At 63.7% G+C, this 21,890-nt stretch carries 20 protein-coding genes; 9 read left to right on the forward strand and 11 right to left on the reverse strand.

What is annotated here, in order from left to right; genetic code table 11:
• The first annotated feature begins 39 nt into the window (after positions 1-39).
• Genes B3T77_RS12955 through B3T77_RS12965 form a run of 3 tightly spaced genes read left to right on the forward strand, consistent with a single transcriptional unit; the run spans position 40 to position 5,634 of the window.
• Positions 40-819, forward strand: a complete 780-nt coding sequence (locus tag B3T77_RS12955) for an ImuA family protein (protein WP_292080119.1) — start codon at positions 40-42, stop codon at positions 817-819.
• The gene (locus B3T77_RS12960; RefSeq protein WP_292080121.1) at positions 710-2,284 is read left to right on the forward strand and encodes a Y-family DNA polymerase; all 1,575 of its coding nucleotides are present in this window, start codon (positions 710-712) and stop codon (positions 2,282-2,284) included. The genes B3T77_RS12955 and B3T77_RS12960 overlap by 110 nt, the downstream gene beginning before the upstream one ends.
• On the forward strand, positions 2,281-5,634 hold the full coding sequence (locus B3T77_RS12965) for an error-prone DNA polymerase (protein ID WP_292080123.1): 3,354 nt from the start codon (positions 2,281-2,283) through the stop codon (positions 5,632-5,634). Before B3T77_RS12960 ends, B3T77_RS12965 begins: the two co-directional genes overlap by 4 nt.
• Before the next feature lie 31 nt (positions 5,635-5,665).
• Here B3T77_RS12965 and B3T77_RS12970 read toward each other — a convergent pair whose 3' ends face one another.
• Positions 5,666-6,502 carry an NAD(P)H-hydrate dehydratase gene (locus B3T77_RS12970; protein WP_292080127.1) on the reverse strand — a complete coding sequence of 279 codons (837 nt, stop codon included), beginning with the start codon at positions 6,500-6,502 and terminating at the stop codon, positions 5,666-5,668.
• Positions 6,503-6,616: 114 nt separating this feature from the next.
• Between B3T77_RS12970 and B3T77_RS12975 the strand changes: the two genes are divergently transcribed.
• Both B3T77_RS12975 and glnA read left to right on the forward strand, forming a co-directional pair.
• Entirely contained in the window at positions 6,617-6,955 is a 339-nt protein-coding gene (locus tag B3T77_RS12975) for a P-II family nitrogen regulator (RefSeq protein ID WP_008261682.1), read from the forward strand.
• Positions 6,956-7,036: 81 nt separating this feature from the next.
• A complete protein-coding gene (gene glnA, locus B3T77_RS12980; RefSeq protein WP_066551526.1) occupies positions 7,037-8,443 on the forward strand; it encodes a type I glutamate--ammonia ligase in 1,407 nt (468 codons plus the stop codon).
• Positions 8,444-8,542: 99 nt separating this feature from the next.
• Here glnA and tatC read toward each other — a convergent pair whose 3' ends face one another.
• From tatC to B3T77_RS12995, 3 genes are read right to left on the reverse strand one after another with little or no spacing between them, the layout of a single operon-like run.
• Positions 8,543-9,433 (reverse strand): twin-arginine translocase subunit TatC, encoded by an 891-nt coding sequence (gene tatC, locus B3T77_RS12985; protein ID WP_055810012.1) that lies wholly within the window; start codon positions 9,431-9,433, stop codon positions 8,543-8,545.
• Complete coding sequence (gene tatB, locus B3T77_RS12990; RefSeq protein WP_292080131.1) at positions 9,430-10,008, reverse strand: Sec-independent protein translocase protein TatB; 579 nt, start codon at positions 10,006-10,008, stop codon at positions 9,430-9,432. Before tatB ends, tatC begins: the two co-directional genes overlap by 4 nt.
• A gap of 23 nt (positions 10,009-10,031) precedes the next feature.
• The gene (locus B3T77_RS12995; protein WP_017503863.1) at positions 10,032-10,250 is read right to left on the reverse strand and encodes a twin-arginine translocase TatA/TatE family subunit; all 219 of its coding nucleotides are present in this window, start codon (positions 10,248-10,250) and stop codon (positions 10,032-10,034) included.
• 110 nt (positions 10,251-10,360) lie between these two features.
• On the opposite strand from B3T77_RS12995, the gene rnhA reads away from it, so the two are divergent.
• Positions 10,361-10,813, forward strand: a complete 453-nt coding sequence (gene rnhA, locus B3T77_RS13000; RefSeq protein ID WP_292080133.1) for a ribonuclease HI — start codon at positions 10,361-10,363, stop codon at positions 10,811-10,813.
• Here rnhA and B3T77_RS13005 read toward each other — a convergent pair.
• The 7 genes from B3T77_RS13005 to kdsA all read right to left on the reverse strand — a co-directional run bounded on the left by B3T77_RS13005 (position 10,810) and on the right by kdsA (position 18,246).
• Entirely contained in the window at positions 10,810-12,207 is a 1,398-nt protein-coding gene (locus B3T77_RS13005; protein WP_292080135.1) for an MFS transporter, read from the reverse strand. The genes rnhA and B3T77_RS13005 overlap by 4 nt on opposite strands.
• 30 nt (positions 12,208-12,237) lie before the next feature.
• The gene (locus tag B3T77_RS13010; protein ID WP_292080138.1) at positions 12,238-12,696 is read right to left on the reverse strand and encodes an NfeD family protein; all 459 of its coding nucleotides are present in this window, start codon (positions 12,694-12,696) and stop codon (positions 12,238-12,240) included.
• Positions 12,697-12,713: 17 nt separating this feature from the next.
• A complete protein-coding gene (locus B3T77_RS13015) occupies positions 12,714-13,703 on the reverse strand; it encodes an SPFH domain-containing protein (protein WP_066551520.1) in 990 nt (329 codons plus the stop codon).
• 75 nt (positions 13,704-13,778) lie between these two features.
• On the reverse strand, positions 13,779-14,870 hold the full coding sequence (locus B3T77_RS13020; protein ID WP_292080141.1) for a DUF3089 domain-containing protein: 1,092 nt from the start codon (positions 14,868-14,870) through the stop codon (positions 13,779-13,781).
• A complete protein-coding gene (rfaD, locus tag B3T77_RS13025; protein WP_292080142.1) occupies positions 14,870-15,871 on the reverse strand; it encodes an ADP-glyceromanno-heptose 6-epimerase in 1,002 nt (333 codons plus the stop codon). The genes B3T77_RS13020 and rfaD overlap by 1 nt, the downstream gene beginning before the upstream one ends.
• Entirely contained in the window at positions 15,871-17,349 is a 1,479-nt protein-coding gene (gene rfaE2, locus B3T77_RS13030) for a D-glycero-beta-D-manno-heptose 1-phosphate adenylyltransferase (RefSeq protein WP_292080143.1), read from the reverse strand. Before rfaE2 ends, rfaD begins: the two co-directional genes overlap by 1 nt.
• Positions 17,350-17,367: 18 nt before the next feature.
• The gene (gene kdsA, locus B3T77_RS13035; protein ID WP_292080144.1) at positions 17,368-18,246 is read right to left on the reverse strand and encodes a 3-deoxy-8-phosphooctulonate synthase; all 879 of its coding nucleotides are present in this window, start codon (positions 18,244-18,246) and stop codon (positions 17,368-17,370) included.
• A 111-nt stretch (positions 18,247-18,357) separates the two neighbouring features.
• Between kdsA and B3T77_RS13040 the strand changes: the two genes are divergently transcribed.
• The 3 genes from B3T77_RS13040 to sseA are packed head-to-tail and all read left to right on the forward strand — an operon-like array spanning position 18,358 to position 21,889.
• Positions 18,358-19,815, forward strand: a complete 1,458-nt coding sequence (locus B3T77_RS13040) for a deoxyribodipyrimidine photo-lyase (RefSeq protein ID WP_312184643.1) — start codon at positions 18,358-18,360, stop codon at positions 19,813-19,815.
• Between the two features lie 32 nt (positions 19,816-19,847).
• Positions 19,848-21,068 carry an SAM-dependent methyltransferase gene (locus B3T77_RS13045; RefSeq protein WP_292080145.1) on the forward strand — a complete coding sequence of 407 codons (1,221 nt, stop codon included), beginning with the start codon at positions 19,848-19,850 and terminating at the stop codon, positions 21,066-21,068.
• Complete coding sequence (sseA, locus tag B3T77_RS13050) at positions 21,065-21,889, forward strand: 3-mercaptopyruvate sulfurtransferase (protein ID WP_292080146.1); 825 nt, start codon at positions 21,065-21,067, stop codon at positions 21,887-21,889. Before B3T77_RS13045 ends, sseA begins: the two co-directional genes overlap by 4 nt.
• Position 21,890 lies beyond the last annotated feature (1 nt).

Consider the following 21,890-nt stretch of genomic DNA (forward strand, 5'->3'; position numbering starts at 1 on the left):
GCTTGACAAAGTCTCTCGTCACAATGCAAAAAAGAACAAATGGAGAACATGTGCAGGGCTGAACGTTTATCTTTTGTCCGGCAGCGACTCAGGGTCTTGGACCAAGGCTGCCCACAAGTTTGTCATTCAAAACAGACGCCTGGACTGTTGTCTGGTGTTTTTAAGCAGGAAGCGATTCACGAACTCTATGCAGCCAATCCTGCAGACGCAGTTGCAGTGAATGCCTTTGCTTTGGCGGTCGGGATGCTTTCCGCAAATGGACAGAATGTTGTCTGGGGATTGGATGCAACGATGACTTCAGAACATGGGACACCCTATGTCGGTGGCATTGAAGAAATGGGAATTGATTCATCTAAAATTTTGCTAGTCAAAGCCCCAAATATAAAAAATCTCCTCATTGTTGGTGAGGAATCATTAAAATCTCCTCCTGTCGGATCTGTTATTATTAGCGCCTGGGGCAATTCTAAAGCCCTCTCATTGAACTCGAGTCGACGCCTTGCTCTGGCGGCCAAGTTGGGAGGCGCAACGCTTTTCTGTGTGCGTGCTGGAGCCGTGCCATCACCCAGTGCGGCAGAGACAAGATGGTCTGTGAAGGCAACAGCCTCCGCCTCTCTGGCTGGAGGCGCGCCTGGTCATCCGTCTTTCTCACTTACCCTGCTGCGGCGGCGTGGCGGGGGCGAACTGAAAAATTGGATCTTGGAGTGGGATCGTGACGCCCGATCGTTCCGCGAACCGGCGCCGCTATCTGGCGCTATGGTTCCCGTGGCTGCCCAGCGATCGGCTGAGGCGTGGGACGATAGCGGGCGACGCGTCGCCTGAAATTGGACCTGATCCCGCGCCGGTCGTTCTGGTTGAGAAGGTTGGCGGCGCTCTGCGTCTGGCGGCCGTCGATCCGGCGGCGGCAAGGGCGGGGCTGACGCCCGGACTGACCTTGGCCGATGCGCGGGCGCGAACGCCGTCCCTGCGCACCATCATCCATAGGCCCGAGGCGGATTCTGACCTGCTGCTGCGGGTGCTGGAAGACTTCGGCCGCTTCACTCCGATGATCGCCGAGGATGGGCCGCACGGTCTGTTGCTGGACGTCACCGGCTGCGCCCATCTGTTCGGTGGGGAGGCTGGCTTGGTGCGCGCCGCGCATCAGCGTGCGGGTCGCATCGGCCTGGAGATGCGCAGCGCCCTGGCGTCCACACCCCAGGCGGCGCGCGCCCTGGCGCGTTTCGGGCGGGGTGGTCTGTTCGCGTCGGGCGAGGATCGACAGGCGGTGCGCCAACTGCCGATCACGGCGCTAGAGTTGCCGGACCGTGACGCCCAGGCGCTGCAGCGCGCCGGGCTGAAGAGGATCGCCGATCTGGACGACCGGCCGCGCGCGCCTCTTGCGGCCCGCTTTGGGAAGGACTTCCCCGCACTTCTGGCTCGTGTGCTCGGCGATGAAGATGTCCGCATCACCCCGCACCGACCGACGCCACCCATCGTCGTAAACCGCGTCTTTTTCGAACCGATAATCACCGACGCGGACGTGGAACGAGTCCTGTCCGACCTGCTGATCGACACCGCCGATCGTCTGGACCAGGCGGGCCAGGGCGGTCGGGCGTTTGAGGCCGGCTTCTACCGCGTTGATGGCCAAGTTCGCCGCATCGTCGCGAGGACAGGCCGTCCGACACGCGATGTGGACACGGTGCTGCGTCTGTTTCGAGAACGTTTGGCGGCCTTGGCAAGCCCGCTGGATCCCGGCTTCGGTTTCGATCAAATGCGGCTATCAGTTCTGGAAACGCAGACGTTGAAACCGGTTCAGCGCGGCCTGGACGGCGACCGCCCCGACGGCGAGGATTTCAGTCGTCTGATCGACCGATTGACGGCGCGGCTGGGGCCCGAGGCGGTGTTGAGTTTCGAACCGCTGGGATCGCACATCCCCGAGCGCGCCGGACGGATGGTTCCGGCGACGATGAAGGCGCTGCGAACGGCCCATGAATGGCCGGGTCTCGATCCCGACGATCCGCCCTTGCGGCCATTGCAGATGTTCGACCCGCCCCAGCCGGTGGAAACCCTGGCGGAGGTGCCGGACGGTTCGCCCCTGCGTTTCCGATGGCGCCGGGTTCTGCATGAGGTGGCCTTGGCCGAAGGGCCGGAGCGGATCGGCGGCGAATGGTGGCGCGCGCCGGATCAGAAAACCCGCGACTATTACCGCGTCGAGGACCGCGAGGGTCGTCGTTTCTGGCTGTTCCGCCAAGGCCTGTATGGCGAGACCGACGAACCGCGCTGGTTTGTCCACGGCCTATTCGCATGACCGCGCCCGCCTATGCCGAACTGGCGGCGACCAGCAACTTCTCCTTCCTGCGCGGGGCGTCGCATCCGAAGGATCTCGTGCTGACCGCGATCCTCAGAGGGCAGTCGGGGCTGGGTCTGGCCGATCGCAACACAGTCTCCGGCGTTGTGCGGGCCTGGAGCGCCCTGCGGACCATCCGCGAGGACGGCCTGTCGCCGCCCGATGTCGTGCGCGACGGCGGCGGGCCGGGCGAAGTGACCTATGTCGAGGATCCGCTGAACGATCCAGCCCTGTCACAGATGGTCAAGGATCGGGCCGCGACGTTCAAACTGGCGACCGGCGCGCGTCTGGTCTTCAACGACGGGACGCCCGACATCCTCGCCTATCCCGAGACGCGCGCCGGCTGGGGACGACTGACGCGGCTGCTGACCTTGGGCAATCGCCGGGCGGTGAAGGGGCAGTGCGAGATCGGACTGCGCGATCTGCTGGCCGCGCCCGAGGATCTGCTGCTGATCCTCATGCCGGGCGAACGGTTGAACGGCATCGATCAAGTCTTGGCAAAGTTGACCTATGTATCGCCCGGCGCAGTCTGGCTGGGCGCGGTGATGGGGCGCAACGGCGACGACCGTCGAAGACTGGCCCGGCTGAAGACACTGTCAGAGCGAAGCGGCGCACCGCTTCTGGCCGTCAACGATGTACTCTATCACGACCCGATCCAACGCGATCTGCAGGACGTGCTGACCTGTATTCGCGAAGGCGTGACGATCGAGGACGCAGGCCGACGCCTGAACGCCAATGCCGAACGCTGGCTGAAACCACTCGACGAGATGGCCCGCCTGTTCCGCGATGCGCCCGAGGCCCTGGTCGAGACCCAGCACGCCTTGTCTCGTATCGGCTTCGATCTGGGCGACATCAGTTACCAGTATCCGGAAGAGACAACCCCGCCTGATGAGACGCCGCAGGGCTGGCTGGAACAGCTGACCTGGCGACACGCCGAGATGCGTTATCCCGACGGCGTGCCCGACAGGGTCAAGGCGCTGCTGGATAAAGAGCTGATCTTCATCGCAAAGGCCGGCTACGCGCCGTATTTCCTGACGATCTACGACATCGTGAGGGTGGCGAACGACAAGCGGATTTTGTGCCAGGGTCGAGGTTCGGCGGCCAACTCGGCTGTCTGTTACGTACTGGGCATCACGGCGGTGGACCCGGCGGAATCCGATCTACTGTTCGAACGCTTCCTTTCCACCGACCGTGGCGAGCCGCCCGACATCGACGTCGATTTCGAGCACGAGCGGCGCGAGGAGATCATCCAGCACATCTACGAACGCTATGGCCGCGCGCGAGCCGGCATCGCCGCCACCGTCATCCGCTATCGTCCCAAGAGCGCCATCCGCGACGTGGGAAAGGCGCTGGGTCTGACCGAGGACGTGACCGCCCGTCTGGCCTCCAGCCAATGGGGCAGTTGGGGCAGTGAGATCGGCGAACGCCATGTCGAGCAGGCTGGTCTGGACCCCGCCAATCCCATGATCCAGCGTGCGGTGAAGCTGGCTATGCGGCTGTTGAACTTTCCCCGCCACCTGTCCCAGCACGTCGGCGGCTTCGTTCTGACCCAGGACCGGCTGGACGAACTGGTCCCTATCGGCAATGCCGCCATGCCGGATCGCACCTTCATCGAATGGGACAAGGACGACATCGATGCACTCCGCCTGATGAAGGTCGATGTGCTGGCGCTTGGCATGCTGACCTGCATCCGCAAGGCGTTCGACCTGATCCGCGCTCATCACGGGGACGATTGGGCGCTGCATACGATCCCGCGCGACGATCCGGCCGTTTACGACATGCTGTGCAAGGGCGACTCCATCGGCGTCTTCCAGGTCGAGAGCCGCGCCCAGATCAACATGTTGCCCCGTCTGAAGCCACGCCGCCTCTACGATTTAGTGATTCAGGTGGCGATCGTCCGACCCGGTCCGATCCAGGGCGACATGGTCCACCCCTATCTGCGCCGTCGCAATAAACTGGAGGAGCCCGACTATTCCAGGCCAGGACCGCAATATCCCCAAAACGAGCTGAAGCAGGTGCTCGAAAAAACTCTGGGCGTTCCCCTGTTTCAGGAACAGGCGATGAAGGTCGCCATGGTTGCGGCCGAGTTCAACGAGAAGGAAGCGAATGGTCTGCGCAAGGCCATGGGCACCTTCCGGGGAGACGGCACCCTGCACACCTATGAGGATCGAATGGTCGGCCGCATGATCGAACGCGGCTATGACCCGACCTTCGCCCAGCGTTGCTTTGATCAGATCAAGGGTTTCGGCTCTTACGGCTTTCCGGAAAGCCATGCCGCCTCCTTCGCCCAACTGGTTTATGTCTCGTCGTGGATCAAACACCACTATCCGGCGGCCTTTGCCTGCGCCCTTTTGAACAGCCAGCCGATGGGGTTCTACGCCCCGGCCCAGCTCGTACGCGACGCCCGCGAACACGGCGTCGAGGTGCGGCCGGTCGATGTCTCTTACAGTGGTTGGAACAACAGTCTGGAAGGTTCGGACAGAACGCCAGCGTTGCGGATCGGCCTGCGCCAGATTGAGGGCTTCCGCGAAGACTGGGCAAAGGCGCTAGCCGCCGCCCGCGCCTTCTCCCTGTCCAACATCGAAACTCTGGCCCGCCGCGCCGCCTTGTCGTCTGCCGCCATGCGCAAGCTGGCCGACGCCGACGCCTTCCGATCGTTGGGGCTGGATCGGCGTGAAGCCCTATGGGCCGTACGACGCTTGCCCGACGACGCGCCGCTGCCGTTGTTCGCCGCCGCCGATGCGCGCGAGTTGGGCGCCGAACCCGACGCTCGGCTGCCGGTCATGCCGCTGGGCGAGCATGTCGCCGCCGACTACCAGACCCTGCGCCTGTCGCTGAAGGCTCATCCCATGGCGATCCTGCGCCCGATCTTTGAAGTGGAAGGGCTGCTGACCTGCCTCCAGACCGAGGCCCGACGCGGCGGCACCGTGGTGCAGGTCGCCGGTGTGGTTTTGGTCCGTCAACGTCCCGGCAAGGGCAACGCCATCTTCGTCACCCTGGAAGACGAGACCGGCATCATCAACGTCGTCCTGTGGGCGCGGATGTTCGAACAGTTCCGCCGCGAGGTCATGGCCGCCCGCCTGATGGCGGTCGAGGGCGTGGTGGAAAAAAGCCCCGAAGGCGTCGTCCATCTGGTCGCCCGCCGCGTCATCGACCGCTCCAGCGAACTGTTCCGCCTATCCCAGGATCACGACACCGCCGTCCAACTCGCTCGCGCCGACGTCGTCGCCCATCCCCAGACACCCCGCCATCCGCCCCATCGCCATCCCCGTGATGTGCGTATCCTGCCCGGATCTAGAGATTTTCATTGATCCTGAATTGCGGGACCGAAACTCAAGAATGTCATTCTTGATTCTTGATACTCCACTGCTCAAACAACGCCTTCGGCAAGGCATCGTAGAGGTCGTCTGAGGTCAGTCCCGGGCCAAAGCGCTCTGCCGCGTCGGAATGAAGCCAGACGGCGGCGCAAGCGGCATAGAAGCTGTCCATGCGCTGGGCGACCAATCCACCGATCATGCCGGCCAGGACGTCGCCGGTTCCGGCCGTCGCCAGCCAAGGCGAGCCGTTCTCGTTTCGGCGGATGCGGCCGTCAGGCGATGCGATCAGCGTCTGAGCGCCCTTCAGGACGATCGTCGCCTGGGCCGCTCGCGCCGCATCTTTAACGGCCGTTTCTCGCCCCTTCGCGAGCAGGCCTGGGAAAAGTCGATCAAACTCACCTTCATGCGGCGTCAGGATATCGTCGCGATCCAACACGGCGAACAGTTCAGCCGTTCGACCTTTGAAGACCGACAGGCCGTCGGCGTCGATCACCAGAACAGCGCCGGTCGAACCAAGCGACTGAATGTTTGCGATCGTCGCGTCGTCCAGGCCTGCGGCCGGGCCGATCACCACGGCGTCGCTGCCGGCGGCTTCTCGACTTAAGTTTTCCGGTGAAGAAAAAGGCGTCAACATCACCGCTTGCACAGCTGGCGCGATCACCGACGCCGCATCTGGCGGACAGAGGATTCGCACGACTCCAGCGCCCATCCTGAGACCCGCATGAGCTGCAAGTCGCGCAGCGCCGGTATGATGCGCCTTTCCCGAAACGACCGCCAAACGTCCACGCGCATGCTTGTGCGTTTCCGCGCTCGGCCAAGGCAGAAAATTGCGCCAGATCGCCGGGTCGTTGGTTTCTATCATCCGCGTTCCGATTATCCTTCGCCAGCCTGCGAAAATCGCTTGCTTTGAGCGGCCCTGCTGTGTCCCATTCGCGCCCGAGCGCCGCTGCATTCCGTGCGCCGCTCCGGGGTCGCCATGAAGAAAATTGAAGCCATCATCAAGCCCTTCAAGCTGGATGACGTCAAAGAGGCGCTCCAGGACGTGGGCGTGCAAGGCATGACTGTGCTGGAGGCCAAGGGATATGGTCGCCAGAAGGGTCATTCCGAACTGTATCGCGGCGCAGAATACGTCATCGACTTCCTGCCCAAGATCAAGATCGAGGTTGTCGTCGCCGACGACCTCGCGCCCGCAGTTGTCGAGGCCATTCAGACCTCGGCTCGTACAGGCAAGATCGGCGACGGCAAGATCTTCGTGTCCGACGTCGCTGAGGTGATCCGCATCCGCACCGGCGAAACCGGAGCCCAAGCCGTCTGACCTGACTGCCCTCCCCGGCCCTCGGCCCTCGGGTCGCTGTCCGGTCTCCTCCCCAAACGACAAGAACAGGACTTTTCGAGAATGAGCGCCAGCAAGATCCTCAAAGAGATCAAGGATGAGGAGGTCCAATATGTGGACGTCCGCTTCACCGACACGCGCGGCCGTCTGCAGCACGTCACCTTCGACGTCGATCTGGTCGACGAGGACTTCCTGAACGAAGGCACGATGTTCGACGGCTCGTCGATCGCCGGCTGGAAGGCCATCAACGAGTCCGACATGCTGCTCAAGCCGGACCTGACCACGGCCTATATCGATCCCTTCTATCAGCAGAAAACGATGTTCCTGTTCTGCGACGTGCTGAACCCGGACACCGGCGAGCCCTACAACCGCGACAGCCGCTCGATGGCCAAGAAGGCGCTGTCCTACGTTCAGTCGTCGGGCGTGGGCGACCAGGTCTTCTTCGGGCCGGAAGCCGAGTTCTTCATCTTCGACGACGTGCGCTGGTCCACCCAGCCGCACGACACCGGCTACAGCTACGATTCGACCGAGTTGCCCGCCAACACCGGCGCTGAGTATTCCGAAGGCAATATGGGCCATCGCCCTGGGCCCAAGGGCGGCTACTTCCCCGTCAACCCGGTCGATTCCGGACAGGACCTGCGCGGCGAAATGCTGGGCGTCATGCGCGATCTGGGCCTTCAGCCCGAGAAGCACCACCATGAGGTGGCTCCGGCTCAGCATGAGCTGGGCCTGAAGTTCTCGGACCTGCTGACCATGGCCGACCGCCTGCAGCTCTATAAGTACGTGATCCACAATGTGGCCCACGCCTACGGCAAGTCGGCGACCTTCATGGCCAAGCCCATGTTCGCCGACAATGGCTCGGGCATGCACGTCCACATGTCGATCTGGAAGGACGGCAAGCCCCAGTTCGCCGGCGACCAGTACGCCGGTCTGTCGCAGGAATGTCTGTGGTACATCGGCGGCATCATCAAGCACGCCAAGGCCATCAACGCCTTCGCCAACTCGACCACCAACAGCTACAAGCGTTTGGTCCCCGGCTATGAAGCCCCGGTGAAGCTGGCCTATTCGGCCCGCAACCGTTCGGCTTCAATCCGCATCCCGCACGTCTCCTCGCCCAAGGCCAAGCGTCTGGAAGCTCGCTTCCCCGATCCGATGGGCAACCCCTATCTGACCTTCGTCGCCCTGCTGATGGCCGGTCTGGACGGGATCGAGAACCGTATCGATCCGGGCGCGCCGGCCGACAAGAACCTCTACGATCTGCCGCCGGAAGAGCGCGGTTCGATCCCCGAGGTCTGCGGCTCCCTGCGTGAAGCGCTGGAGAACCTGGATAAGGACCGGGCCTTCCTCAAGAAGGGCGGCGTCATGGATGACGACTTCATCGACAGCTACATCGAGCTGAAGATGGAAGAGGTGATGCGTCTGCAACTGCACCCGCACCCGGTCGAGTTCGACATGTACTACAGCTGCTGATCTCCTGAACGCAGCCAAGACAAAGGGCCGGGGATCGCTCTCCGGCCCTTTTTGCGTAGCTTGACTGCTTCGAGCAGCGACCGACACGCCGCCGTGGCGCTAAGCGATCTCGGCTTCTAGATCGTCCGCCTTCTTGCGGCGCAGCTCGATCAGTCGCACGCACCAGATTGAAATCTCGTAGAGAATGACCAGCGGCACGGCCAGCATCAGTTGGCTGATCGGATCGGGCGGCGTGACGACCGCCGCGACCACGACCACGGCGACGATGGCGTAACGACGACCGGCCGCCATGACCTTGGAACTGATCAGACCGGCGAGGCCCAGCAAGGTCGTCACCACAGGCAGCTGGAAGCAAAGCCCGAAGGCGAGCAGCAGCGAGGTCACCAAGCTGAGGTAGTCGGAAATCTTGGTGGTTTGCGCCACGGATATGCCGTCGGTGGCGACCTGCTGGCTCAGCGAGAACAGCATTACGAACGGCAGCATGACGTAATAGACCAATGCCCCGCCCAGGCAGAACATCACAGGCGCGGCGATCAGGAACGGCAGAAACGCCCCACGCTCGTTACGATAGAGGCCCGGCGCCACGAACCGGTACATCTGCCACGCCATGACGGGGAATGTCAGGACCGCCGCGCCAAAAGCCGCAATCTTCATCTTGGTGAAGAGCTGTTCCAGCGGCGCCGTGGCAATCAGCTGGACAACGGCGGCGCTGCCTGGCGGATAGGGTTTGATCCCTGTCATCACAGCGATCAGTTCGATGGGATTGGCGTGGCCGCCGGTCGCCAGGGCAGCGGCATGGATCGCCACAGCGGCCTGATACGGCTTGATCAGCGCAATCTGGATCTGGTTGGCGAAAGCGAAGCAGAGGATGAAGGCCAGGAAGAAAGCCACCACACAGATGAGCAGCCGCCCGCGCAGCTCGATCAGGTGATCCATCAGGGGCGCGCGCGACGCCTCGATCTCAGCCTCGTCACGATCGGAAGGCGTCACAGGTCAGCGGCTTTCTTGCGCGAGGTCTTGGACTTGGCGGCTGCAGGCTTGGTCTTGGCCGCAGGCGCGGCGGTCTTCGGTTTGGCGGTTGAGCGAGGTTTGGCCGGCGCCGATCCGGAGACAGCCGCCCCCGTCTTTGCATTTGAGGCGGTTCGATTGGGTTTTGTTGTCGCGACCGGCTCAACCGCCGCCTGCGTATCCGGCCATTCGTCGACCGCAGGCGTCATGACCGGCGCCTCCGGCTCCGGCGCAGGCAGGGCAGCCGCCGCAGTCGGCCCGGTCAATCCGGCGTTTATGTCCTTGAACGCGGCGTCCGCCTCGGCGCCCAAAGGATACATGGCCCCCTGCCCTGTCCGCAGCGCCTCGACCTCCTTGCGCAGGTCGTCCAGTTCGGACTGACGCGCCATCTCGTCGAAACTGGATCGGAACTCATTGGCCATGGCGCGCGCCTTGGCGACCATCTGACCGACGCGACGCATCAGGACAGGCAGGTCCTTCGGCCCCACGACAAGCAGGGCCACCAGACCGATCACCACTAATTCGAAACCCCCGATACCGGGGCCGAGCCCGCCCATGCGTCAGCCCTTACAGACGACGACTAGCGCTTCAGCTCTTCCTTTTCCGCCTCGGTGCGCGGCAGCGAGCTGACGCCTTCGTGCGGGCCGTCCTTCTTGTCTTCGTCCTTCAGGCCGTCCTTGAAGGCGCGGATGCCCTTGGCGGCGTCGCCCATGATGCCCGACAGCTTGCCCCGGCCGCCGAACAGCAGCGCGATGACGACGATGACGATGGCCCAATGCCAGATGCTCATGGAGCCCATGGCTAATCTCCTCGCGGGGATCGGTCATCCGATCCCATCCACTCTTATTCGACCCGCATATAGGCGCAGTGATGGCCCCGCGCCAAGGGAGGCTGTAGGTCTGCGCGACCATGAGTCCCTCCGATCACGTCATCATCCACACCGACGGCGCCTGCAAGGGCAATCCGGGCCCTGGAGGCTGGGGCGCCGTGCTTCAGGCCGGCGGTGGCCACGAGAAGGAACTGAGGGGCGGCGAGCCCAACACGACCAACAATCGCATGGAGCTGATGGCCGCGATCATGGCGCTGGAAGCCCTGAAACGGCCCTGCAAGGTCGAACTGCATACCGACAGCAAGTACGTGATGCAGGGAATCACCGAATGGATGCGCGGCTGGAAGGCGCGCGGTTGGCTGACTGCGGATAAGAAACCGGTCAAGAACGCTGACCTTTGGCAGCGGCTGGATTCAGCACGCCTGCGTCACGACGTGAAATGGCGGTGGGTGAAGGGCCATGCCGGCCATGAACTGAATGAACGCGCCGACCAACTGGCGAATCGCGGTGTCGCGGAACTGCCCCGGCGCTAGACCGCCTCGACCTCCTTGTCCGGCTCGGCGGGACGTCGGCGGACGCGCGACCCGCTCATCACCGCGCCGAACAGGGCTGTGACAGCCGCGATCTGGAACCCGTGATCGACGCCGTTGATCGGCGCGGCCGACAGCAGGAAAGCCACAACCACGGCGCCCAGGGATTGCCCGACGACCCGCGCCATGCCCAGGGTGCCGCCCGCTGCGCCGGCACGATCTTTCGGGGCCTCCGACAACATAGCGCGATTGTTGGGCGACTGGAAAAATCCGAAGCCCGCGCCGCAAAGGGCCATTCGCCAGATGATGTCGAAATGGCTCGAATCGGCATGGAGAAAACTGAGCGCCATCAGGCCGAAAGCAAACAGGCTAAGGCCGATGGCGCCTAGCACGCCCGCCGAATAGCGATCAGACAGATGGCCGGCCAGCGGCGCTGCGATCATGGTCGCCAGTGGCCAAGGCGTCATAAGCAAGCCGGTCTGGACCGCCGTAAGCCCCAACGCTCCCTGGAGAAAGAAGGGCAAGGCCACGAACGCCATCATCTGAGCGGTGAAGGATATGACCGATGTTGCGACCGACAGGCTGAACATCGGTCGCGCCAGCAGGTCGAGGGGGATCAGCGGCGACGTCCGTGAGCGCTCGTGGCGAATCAGCAAGATCCCGGCTGCCAGCCCTGCCCCTGTCAGACCGAAACCCAAAACGGCCGCTTCGCCATGCGCCAGTGATTGAAGGCCGGTGATCAGCAGGCCGAACGCCGCAGCGTTCAGCGCGGCCCCGAGCCAGTTCAGCTTTCGCGGCTGAAGTCGGTTGTGCGGCAGGGTGAAACCCGCCAGCGACACTGCTAACAGGCCTATCGGCACATTCAGCGCAAACAGCCAGCGCCAGTGTCCGACAGCCAAGATAGCGCTGGCGATGGTCGGCCCCGCCGCCGCCGCCAGCGAAACGATCACCGCGTTGATCCCGACTGCGCGACCCAGCAGTCGCTGCGGATAGGTGTAACGGACCAAGGCTCCGTTGACGCTCATGATGCCCGCTGCACCAAAACCTTGAACAACGCGTGCGAGGCTGAGCGTCTCGATGGAGTTGGCGAACACACACGCGATGGAGGCCAGGGTGAACACGGCCAGACCCGCCTGTGACACACGCCGATAGCCAACGATCTCGCCGAACGACGCCAGTGGCAAAAGAGCGACCACGATGGCGATCTGATAAGCGTTGACGATCCAGATCGAGGCGGCCGATGACGCCTGTAAATCCTGCGCGATCGACGGCAGGGCGACATTGGCGATCGCGCCATCCAGAACGGCAAGCGTGATGCCCAAGCCGATGGACACGATGGCCCAATAGCGCCTGGGTGTCGGCAAGCCGTCCGTGACGGCGTTCTGGCTGTCTGTCATGCCTGACGAACGCCGATGCGACCGTTGCGTTCAGACGGGTGATTGCACCGTCAGCAAAGAGCCGTTCACGCGCATCACGACGACATCCTGTCCTTCGACCGGCGCCTCGCCCACGATCTCCGCCGGCCATTCAGCGCCGGAGATGAAGACGCGACCGCGGCCCGAGACGAACGTTTCGACCACCCGCGCGCGCTGGCCGAGCAGACGGCTGTCTCGGTCATTGATGTCGGGACCGTCGGGATTGGCTTTGGAAATCAGGCGGCGGGACAGCAGGGTGGCGATGACCGTCAGAATAGCGAACACGGCGACCTCGCCCGGCAGCCCCAACCGCACGCCAGCCGCCGTCATGACCGCGACGACGCCGGCCGAAACAGCGGGCCACAGCAGCCATTCGGTCGAGAACATCGCCTCGACCGCCAGCAGCAGAACCCCGATCGCCAACCAAATCCAGAACGGCTGGGCGACATAGAGATCAGCAAGCGACATCATCGGTCAGCCTCCTTCGATCAGGCCGAGGGTGGAACGGAGCCCCCGGCGGGGCGGCGGGGCGGCGCGGGCCGCACGGGCGGCGTCGCAGCCGAGTTCTGATCCTTAGCCAGGCTGACCATCTCGCCGATGCCGGCGATCGTGCCGACCAGGGCGCCCATTTCGGCGGGCACGATGACGGTGCGTTGCTGCGGGCTGCGGGCCAGTTCCGCGAAGGCCTCGACGTACTTCTGAGCCACGAAATAGTTGATGGCGTTGACGTCCCCGCGGGCGATGGCTTCCGACACCATGGCCGTGGCGCGGGCCTCGGCTTCGGCCTCGCGCTCGCGCGCCTCGGCGTCGCGGAAGGCGGCTTCCTTGCGACCCTCGGCCTGAAGGATGGCGGCCTGTTTGGCGCCCTCGGCGCGAGCGATGGCGGCGGATTTCTCGCCGTCGGCCTCGGTGATGACGGCGCGACGTTCACGCTCGGCCTTCATCTGGCGAGCCATGGCATTGGTGATGTCGGTCGGCGGGGTCAGGTCCTTGATCTCGATCCGATTGACCTTGACGCCCCACGGCTCGGTGGCCGCGTCAATCACATGCAGCAGGCGCGTGTTGATGCTGTCGCGCTGGCTCAGCACCTCGTCCAGTTCCATCGAACCGACAACGGTCCGCAGATTGGTCATGCACAGCTGCGAAATCGCATAGGGCAGATCGTCGACGCGATAGGCGGCGCGGGCGGAATCCATCACCTGGATGAAGACGATGCCGTCGACCTTCACCATGGCGTTGTCCTTGGTGATGACCTCCTGGGTCGGCACGTCCAGCACCTGTTCCATCATGTTCATGCGGCGGCCGACGCGTTCGACGAATGGCGTCAAAAAGCCGATGCCCGGGCTCAGTGTCTTCGTGTATTTGCCGAAGCGTTCGACCGTAAATTCACGGCCTTGCGGCACGATCTTGATCACGCTGATCAATAGCACAATGGCCAGCAGCAGCACGACGCCGGCGAAGATGGTGGTCACGTCCATTCAGATCCCTCCCTGACGCGGCAAGCCTACCCGCTGCGCGCGAGCGGCGCCAGACAAACCGAGAGGACGACCGCCTTAAAGACCGTGCTTGGCCCGCCAGGCCGCGAGACGCACGCTGACGTCACGCTCGATGTCGCCGTAGAAAAGATTGTAGGGGACGATCTTGCGCCGATCAGCCCAACTGCCGCCAGCAGTCAAGAAATCGGCGTCCGGCGCGCTATGCCACAACAGACCGCCACGGCATTCGGTGGAGATCAGCCGGCCAGTCAGGGCCGGTCGGGCTCCCCATTCCAGGCCGGTCGCATTGGTGGCGCCGCTGTGCTGACGTGCTGCGGCACGTGGCTGGCTCGCAGCACCCGTTACCGGATTCACGCAGATGGGGTCAGTGGACAGGTTCACCAGATCGCCGCGATCATCCCATTCCAGAGCGCGTCTCAGCTTGCGCCGCGCGCCCGTTTCGTCGCCGTCCTGCACCGACGCCCACGCCACGATACATCCCGTTTGATCGGCGGCATCGCAGGGCGAGATCGCCTGCCGGAACATCTCGCGCCCGACCAGGGTCTCAATCAGATAGGCGGCGACAAGCCTGTCTTTCAGCGCCGTATCGGCGCGGAGTTGGTCGCGAACCAAACGCGCCGTCAGCTCTCCGCCCTGTTCCACGCCGGCGATAACGATGGGGCCGGCGGGATGCTGTTGCAGCCACAATTCGAAGGCGGCCTTCACGTCCTCATAGGCGAAGGCGCGCGCCTCGCGCGCGTCGTCACGCAAGGTTAGCCGGGTATAAAGGCTGGCTTGGCGATAGAGCGGCGCGCTGACCCGGCCTTCTCGGGCGAAGGGCGACGCATAGTTCGGCAGCACGACGCGCCGCATATAGGCGTTGGCCCGCGCATCGTCGATCGGCCCATTCCACTCGGCGCCACCATCGAAGGTGGTCGGCATGACGAAGAAGATCGCCGCCTGGTTCGGCGCGCCCTGGTCGATCAGCGCCCAGGAGGATGTCTTTCGATAGTCGGGTGCTGGCGGCGGCTTGTAGGTCTGGAACGGCACCTGCGGATCCAGCCCTGCCCTCAGAATGTCGCCGCTCCACACCGCGACGGCCGCCGTCAGCACGAAGACGGCGGCGAAGCCTGCATATCCGACCCATTGCCTGAAGGTCAGCCGACGCATCAGCGGTACGGATCAGCCGTGGCGAGGAAGTCCTGCACGTAGCGCCGCACGCCCTCTTCCAGCGGCGTGGATTGACCCTCGAAGCCTGCGGCGCGGATGCGATCCATGCGGGCTTCGGTGAAATATTGGTAGCGGTCACGGATCGACAGGGGCGTATCGACATAGTCGATGGACGGCGTCTTGCCGGCGGCCTCGAAGGTGGCGCGGGCAAGATCGGCGAACGACCGCGCCTGGCCCGAGCCGGCGTTGAATATGCCAGAGACCTGCCGCGACTGGAGCAAAAACTCGATGATATCGACCACATCGTCGACGTAGACGAAGTCTCGCATCTGGCCGCCATCCGCATAGTTCGGATTGTGCGACCGAAACAGGGTCACGGTCTCGCCTGCCGCGACCTTGGGCCAGATTTGAGCCACGACCGACATCATTCCGCCTTTGTGACCTTCGTTCGGGCCATAGACATTGAAGAATTTTAGCCCGGCCCACTGTGGCGGCGCCTGACCGCGATCCGCCTGCCGCACTGCATATTGATCGAACAGCATTTTCGAATAGCCATACGCGTTTAGCGGGCGAAGCTGCGACAATGAGTCTGCATCGTCATCGTCGTTGAAGCCCGTTTCGCCGCCGCCATAGGTGGCAGCGGAAGACGCATAGATCATCCGCGATCCCCGGATTGCGCACCAGTCCCACAGGTCACGGGACAGAGTGAAGTTGGTCCGCAGCATCAGGTCGGCGTCCGGCTCGGTCGTCGAAGAGATCGCGCCCATATGCACCACGGCCTCAATCCGCTCGGCGTGGCGCTCCAGCTGTTCGAACAATTCTTCGGGCGACCAGAAGTCAGCGATCGCGTGTTTGGCCAGGTTCTTCCACTTGGCCAGGTCGGCCGTCTCCAACCGATCGCAGACGACGACATCATAGGCGGTCTCGGCTGTCAGCCGCGCAACGATGTTTGAACCGATGAAACCGGCGCCTCCGGTCACGACGATCATTCTCGGCGTCATCACTCTTGTCCTATCGCTGCCGCTACTTGAGGACCGGCCGTCATCTTCTCGATCGTTCGCGTGGTCGAATAGCCGTCCTTGAAATCCGCCAGCTTGACCTCCCCACCCCAGCTTTCGACCAGATCGCCGCCCACGACGCCCTCTCGCGTATAGTCCGAGCCTTTGATCAGAACATCAGGACGCAGCCGTTCGATCAGGGCGATCGGCGTCGGATCATCGAAGCTAGTGACGCGGTCGACGCTGGCCAGCCCACCGATGACGACGGCGCGACTGTCCAGATCATTCAAAGGTCGCCCCTCGCCCTTCAGTCGTTTGACGGAGGCGTCGGTGTTCAGCGCCACGACCAGACGATCGCACCAGCTGCGCGCCTGCGTCAGATAGGCGACATGGCCGCGATGCAGGATGTCAAAACAGCCGTTGGTGAAACCGACTTTCAGGCCCTGACGCCGCCAGCCTTCAACCTCAACCGCCAGCTCGTCGAGCGGCGTCACCTTGGATACCGCAGCGGTGGCGTGCTGGCTCAGTTCGGCTTCGATCAGCTCGGCGGGTGTCACCACGGCTGTGCCGGCCTTCCCGACAACCACGCCCGAGGCCAGGATGGCGAACTCGACCGCCATCTTCAGCGACGCGCCGGCGCCCAGCGCCAACCCGATCGCGGCCAGGCCTGTATCGCCCGCGCCAGACACGTCGAAGACCTCGCGCGCCCGGCCGGGGAAGTGCTTCACCGGTTCGCCGCGCCGCGCCAGGCTCATGCCTTTGCCCGCACGGGTGACGATGATCGCCTTGACGGTCGTGGCGGCCAGCAAGGCGGCCAGCGCCGTCTCGACCTCGGCGTCCGTCCCGACTGGCAGGCCTGTGGCGCCGGCCAGTTCCGAAGCATTGGGCTTGATGACATCGACCGCGCCGTAGCGAGCGAAGTCCCTTCCCTTTGGATCGACGACAACCGGCGCACCCGATGTCTGCGCCGCGTTCAGCGCCGAAGCCAGAAGTGCATCGCTGACGACGCCCTTGGCGTAATCTGAGAGCAAATACACCGAAGCGTCTGCAAACGCGTCCGAGCCTTGGATCGAGGTCGGCGCAGCCTCGTCATCCAAACGCAACAGCTGTTGCCCTCCCGAAACGAAGCGCGTCTTCACGATGGTGGACGCGCCTGCCGGCCTCGCCACGACGTCTTCTATGTGCGGCTCGGCGGCGATCAGAGCGGTCAGTTCCGCTCCAGCCGCGTCGTCGCCGATCACGGCGCCCAGCCGCGCCACCCCACCCATAGCCGCGATATTACGCGCGACGTTGCCGACGCCGCCCGGCATGGCGACGGTGCGGCTGGTGCGGAGCACAGGGATCGGCGCCTCGGGCGAGATGCGGCTCACCTCGCCATAGACGTAGCGATCCAGCATCAGATCGCCGACGCAGGCGATCTTCAGGCCGCGCACGCGCTCCAACAGGCTTTGAAGGGCGCCCAGATCCAAGGTGTCAGACATAGGTCCGACCTAGAGGATTCAGGCGGCCCGCGCCACCGGCGCCTTGGCCCCGATCTTGATGGCCAGGTCGTCGAAGGCGATCAGTTCGGCGGCCAGGGCCTCGAACTGGCTCAGCGGCACCATGTTTGGGCCATCCGACGGCGCATTATCCGGATCCTGGTGCGTTTCCATGAAGACTGCATCGACGCCGACGGCCACCGCCGCGCGCCCGAGCACCGGCACGAACTCGCGCTGACCGCCCGACGACGCGCCCTGCCCGCCCGGCTGCTGAACGCTGTGGGTCGCATCGAAGACGACGGGGCAGCCGATCTCTCGCAGCACCGGAAGCGCTCGCATGTCGCTGACCAGAGTGTTGTAGCCGAAGCTGGCGCCGCGTTCGCAGGCCATGACGTTCGGATTGCCGGCGCCGACGACCTTGGCGATGACGTTCTTCATGTCCCAAGGAGCCAGGAACTGACCCTTCTTGATGTTGATCGCCTTGCCGGTGGCGGCGGCGGCCAGCAGCAGGTCGGTCTGGCGGCTGAGGAAGGCCGGGATTTGCAACACATCGACGACCTCGCCGACCGGACCACACTGAACCTCGGAGTGGACGTCCGTCAGGGTTGGCAGGCCGGTCGCCTCGCGAATCTCGGCGAAGATCGGCATGGCGTCTTTCAGACCGATGCCCCGCGCGGCGCTGGCGCTGGTCCGGTTCGCCTTGTCGAAACTGGTCTTGTAGATGATGCCGACGTTCAACCGCTCGCCGATTTCCTTCAGGGCATGGGCCGTCTCCAGCGCGTGCTGGCGGCTCTCCATCTGGCAAGGACCGGCGATGAAAGCGATTCTTGCGCCGCCGCCGATGACGACAGGCGTCCGAAGACCTTCGGACAACGTAATGACAGCGTTGGGTCGGCTCACGAGGCGGCTCTTTCGACGTTCGGTGTTGTGGAGGCGGCTTTTGCCGCAGCTATTGGGCCATCAGGTGGCGCTCTGAAGGGATGAGCGCAAGTTATCACGGAGTTCGCCCGCGTGGCCACCAAACCTGTCATCCTGTGGTTTCGCCGCGATCTGCGACTGCATGACAATCCCGCCCTGAACCACGCGGCGGAGACGGGGCGACCAATCCTGCCCGTCTATATTCTGGACGAGCATGTCGAGCGGCCGATGGGTGCCGCGTCGCGCTGGTGGCTCGACAAGTCGTTGAGGGCGCTGGATGCGGCGCTTCAAGATCGCGGTTCGCGCCTGATTTTGCGCAAGGGCGATGCTCTGACCCAGTTTCAGGCGCTGATCGCCGAAACTGATGCCGACACCGTCTTCATGAACCGCCTGTTTGAACCTGAGGCGTTTGAGCACGACGCCGAAATTGCTCACACGCTCAAGGCGGACGGAGTCGAATGCCGTGGCTTCAATGGCGCCCTGCTCTGCCGCCCGGGCGAGGTGCTGAACGGCTCGGGCCAACCGTACAAGGTCTTCACCCCGTTCTTAAGGGCCCTGTTGGCTACGGCCGAGGCGCCGGCTCACACAACGGGACCGCGCCAAATCCAGACGCCCGAAACGGTTCAATCCGACGACCTCGACGGCTGGAAGCTGCACCCCCACCGTCCGGATTGGTCCAAAGGCTTCGACTGGACGCCGGGGGAGGATGGGGCCTCGCAGGCTTTATCCAGGTTCATACCATCCGGCCTGAAGACCTATGCGAAGGATCGCGACTTTCCCGACCGGCAAGGCGCCAACAGCCGCCTGTCGCCGCATCTTCACTGGGGCGAGATCAGCCCTTGGCGTGCGATAGACCGAGCCCAACAGGCAGCCAAAGATGGCAAGGTGTCGTCGGCGGAGTCTGACAAATTTATTGCTGAGATCGGCTGGCGCGAGTTCTCCGCGCACCTGCTGCACCATTTTCCCTACATCGCCGAGCGCGCGTTCCGTCCCGAATATGACGCCATGCCCTGGCATAAGGACAACGCGAGCCTTAAGGCGTGGCGACAGGGGCGGACCGGATACCCGTTGGTGGACGCCGGTATGCGCCAGCTCTGGACGACGGGCTGGATGCATAATCGGGTTAGGATGGTCGTCGCCTCCTTCCTGATCAAACATCTGCTGATCGACTGGCGCGAAGGCGAAGCCTGGTTCTGGGACACGCTGGTGGACGCTGACCGGGCCAGCAATGTGCAGAACTGGCAGTGGGTCGCAGGCTCGGGCGCAGACGCTTCCCCCTTCTTCCGCATTTTCAATCCCATTACGCAGGGCGAAAAGTTTGATCCAGACGGCGGTTATGTCCGTCGGTGGGTGCCGGAACTTCGCCGCCTGCCGGACCGCTGGCTACAGTCACCCTGGACCGCACCCGCTGAAGTGCTGCGCGACGCCGGAATCGTTCTAGGGCGCGATTACCCCAAACCGGTCGTCGAACATGAGAAGGGTCGCGCCCGGGCGCTCGCTGCCCTGAAGACCGTTTCCGGTCGCGGCGACGACCACAGCGACCGTGATTGACCCCCTTTATATTCCGCGTTGAAAGTCAAAAAATGAGCGTCGCACACGCCGATATCGAAGCCGTCGCCAGCCGAACACCGCGCGTGTTCGCCATGTTGCTGCGGCTCCTGGCTGCCAACTGGACCTTCGGCCGCTTGACGGTGCAACTGCCCAATGGCGAGACCCATGTGCTTCAAGGCAAGCAGCCGGGCCCCAGCGGCATAATGACCGTGCGCGACTATCGGTTCGCACGCCGCGTACTCGCGGCCGGCGATATCGGCTTCGCCGAAGGCTATATCGCGGGCGAGTGGGACAGTCCGCACCTGGCCGGTCTGCTCGAAACCTTGGTGGACAACTACGATCACATCCGGCGTCTGTTCGACGGCAACCTGATCATGTGGGTGGTCAACTGGCTGAGTCACCGTACCAATCGTAACAGCAAGACCGGATCGAAGAAAAACATCCACGCCCACTATGATCTGGGCAACGCCTTCTATTCCCAGTGGCTGGACGGCACGATGACCTATTCATCGGCCCGCTTCAGCCGTGATGGTGAGGCTCTGGAGATGGCGCAGCATGAGAAATACGCCGCCTTGGCCCGAATGATGGATCTTCGACCGGGCATGTCGGTGCTGGAAATCGGCTGCGGCTGGGGCGGCTTCGCCGAGTTTGCGGCGCGCGAGATCGGCGCCGACGTCACTGGGATTACGATCTCCAAAGAGCAGCACGATTTCGCTCGCCAGCGCATGTTCAACGCGGGGCTGAGTAACCGCGCCGATATTCAGCTCATCGACTACCGCGATGTGCAGGGTCGATTTGATCGGGTGGCGTCCATCGAGATGTTCGAGGCTGTGGGCATGGAGTACTGGCCCGCCTATTTCGGCAAAGTCCACGACGTCCTTTGGCCCGGCGGCAAGGCCGGACTGCAGATCATCACGATCCAGGACGACCTGTTCGACGAATACAATGCCCGGACGGATTTTATCCAAAAGTACGTCTTCCCCGGCGGAATGCTGCCCTCCGAAGACCGGCTGGCGCCAGTCGTGTCGAAAGCCGGACTGTCATGGCAGTCGGTGGAACGGTTCGGCCTCGACTACGCTGCGACGCTCAAGCTTTGGGATGAGCGTTTCCAGGCGTCCTGGGGCGCAATCAGCAAGCTTTCCGGCTTTGACGAAAGATTCCGCCGGCTCTGGCACTTTTATCTGGCCTATTGCGAGGCCGGTTTCCGCTCTCGCCGCACCGACGTCATCCAACTGAGCCTGTCTCGCCCATGAGTCCGCTGATTTCCACGACGGACCTTGCCGCGCGATTGGGCGCGCCAGATTTGCGGATCGTCGATGGCAGTTGGCATCTGGACGGCCGCGACGCGCGCGCCGATTTCGAACAGGCCCATATCCCTGGCGCAGTCTTCTTCGATCTGGACGCGATATCGGATCGCGACAGCGCTTTGCCCCATATGATGCCGACGCCAGAGGCCTTCGGGGCGTCAGTCGGGACGCTGGGCCTCTCCGTCGACGACCAGATCGCCGTTTATGATACAGCCGGATTGTTCTCGGCGGCGCGCGTCTGGTGGATGCTGAAGACGATGGGCGCGACGCGAGTTCAGGTGCTCGACGGTGGCCTGCCGCGCTGGCGTGACGACGGCCTGCCAACCGTCTCCGGGCCTTCAGTCGCAGATGCAAAAGACTTCCACGCCAAGATGACACCCGATGCTGTCGCCTCGTTGAATGATGTGCGCGTGGTTTTGGCCCAGGAAGCCCAGGTCGTGGATGCGCGCGGCGCACCGCGTTTCGAAGGTGCGGCGCCCGAACCTCGCGCCGGTGTTCGCAGCGGCCATATGCCCGGCGCACGCAACCTCCCCTACAGCCGATTGCTAAACGACGACGGGACGATGAAGCGTGGCCCCGCCTTGGAGCAGGCCTTTGCGGACGCCAGCGTGGGTATCAACCGACCCGTGATCACGACCTGTGGGTCCGGAGTGACCGCCGCAATACTGACACTGGGCTTAGCCGAACTCGGTCGTTCGTCGCGGCTTTATGACGGTTCCTGGGCTGAATGGGGCGCCCGAACGGACACCCCCGTCGAAACCGGCTGAG

The sequence above is a fragment of the Brevundimonas sp. UBA7838 genome (genome assembly GCF_002500885.1).
GTDB lineage: Bacteria > Pseudomonadota > Alphaproteobacteria > Caulobacterales > Caulobacteraceae > Brevundimonas > Brevundimonas vesicularis_C.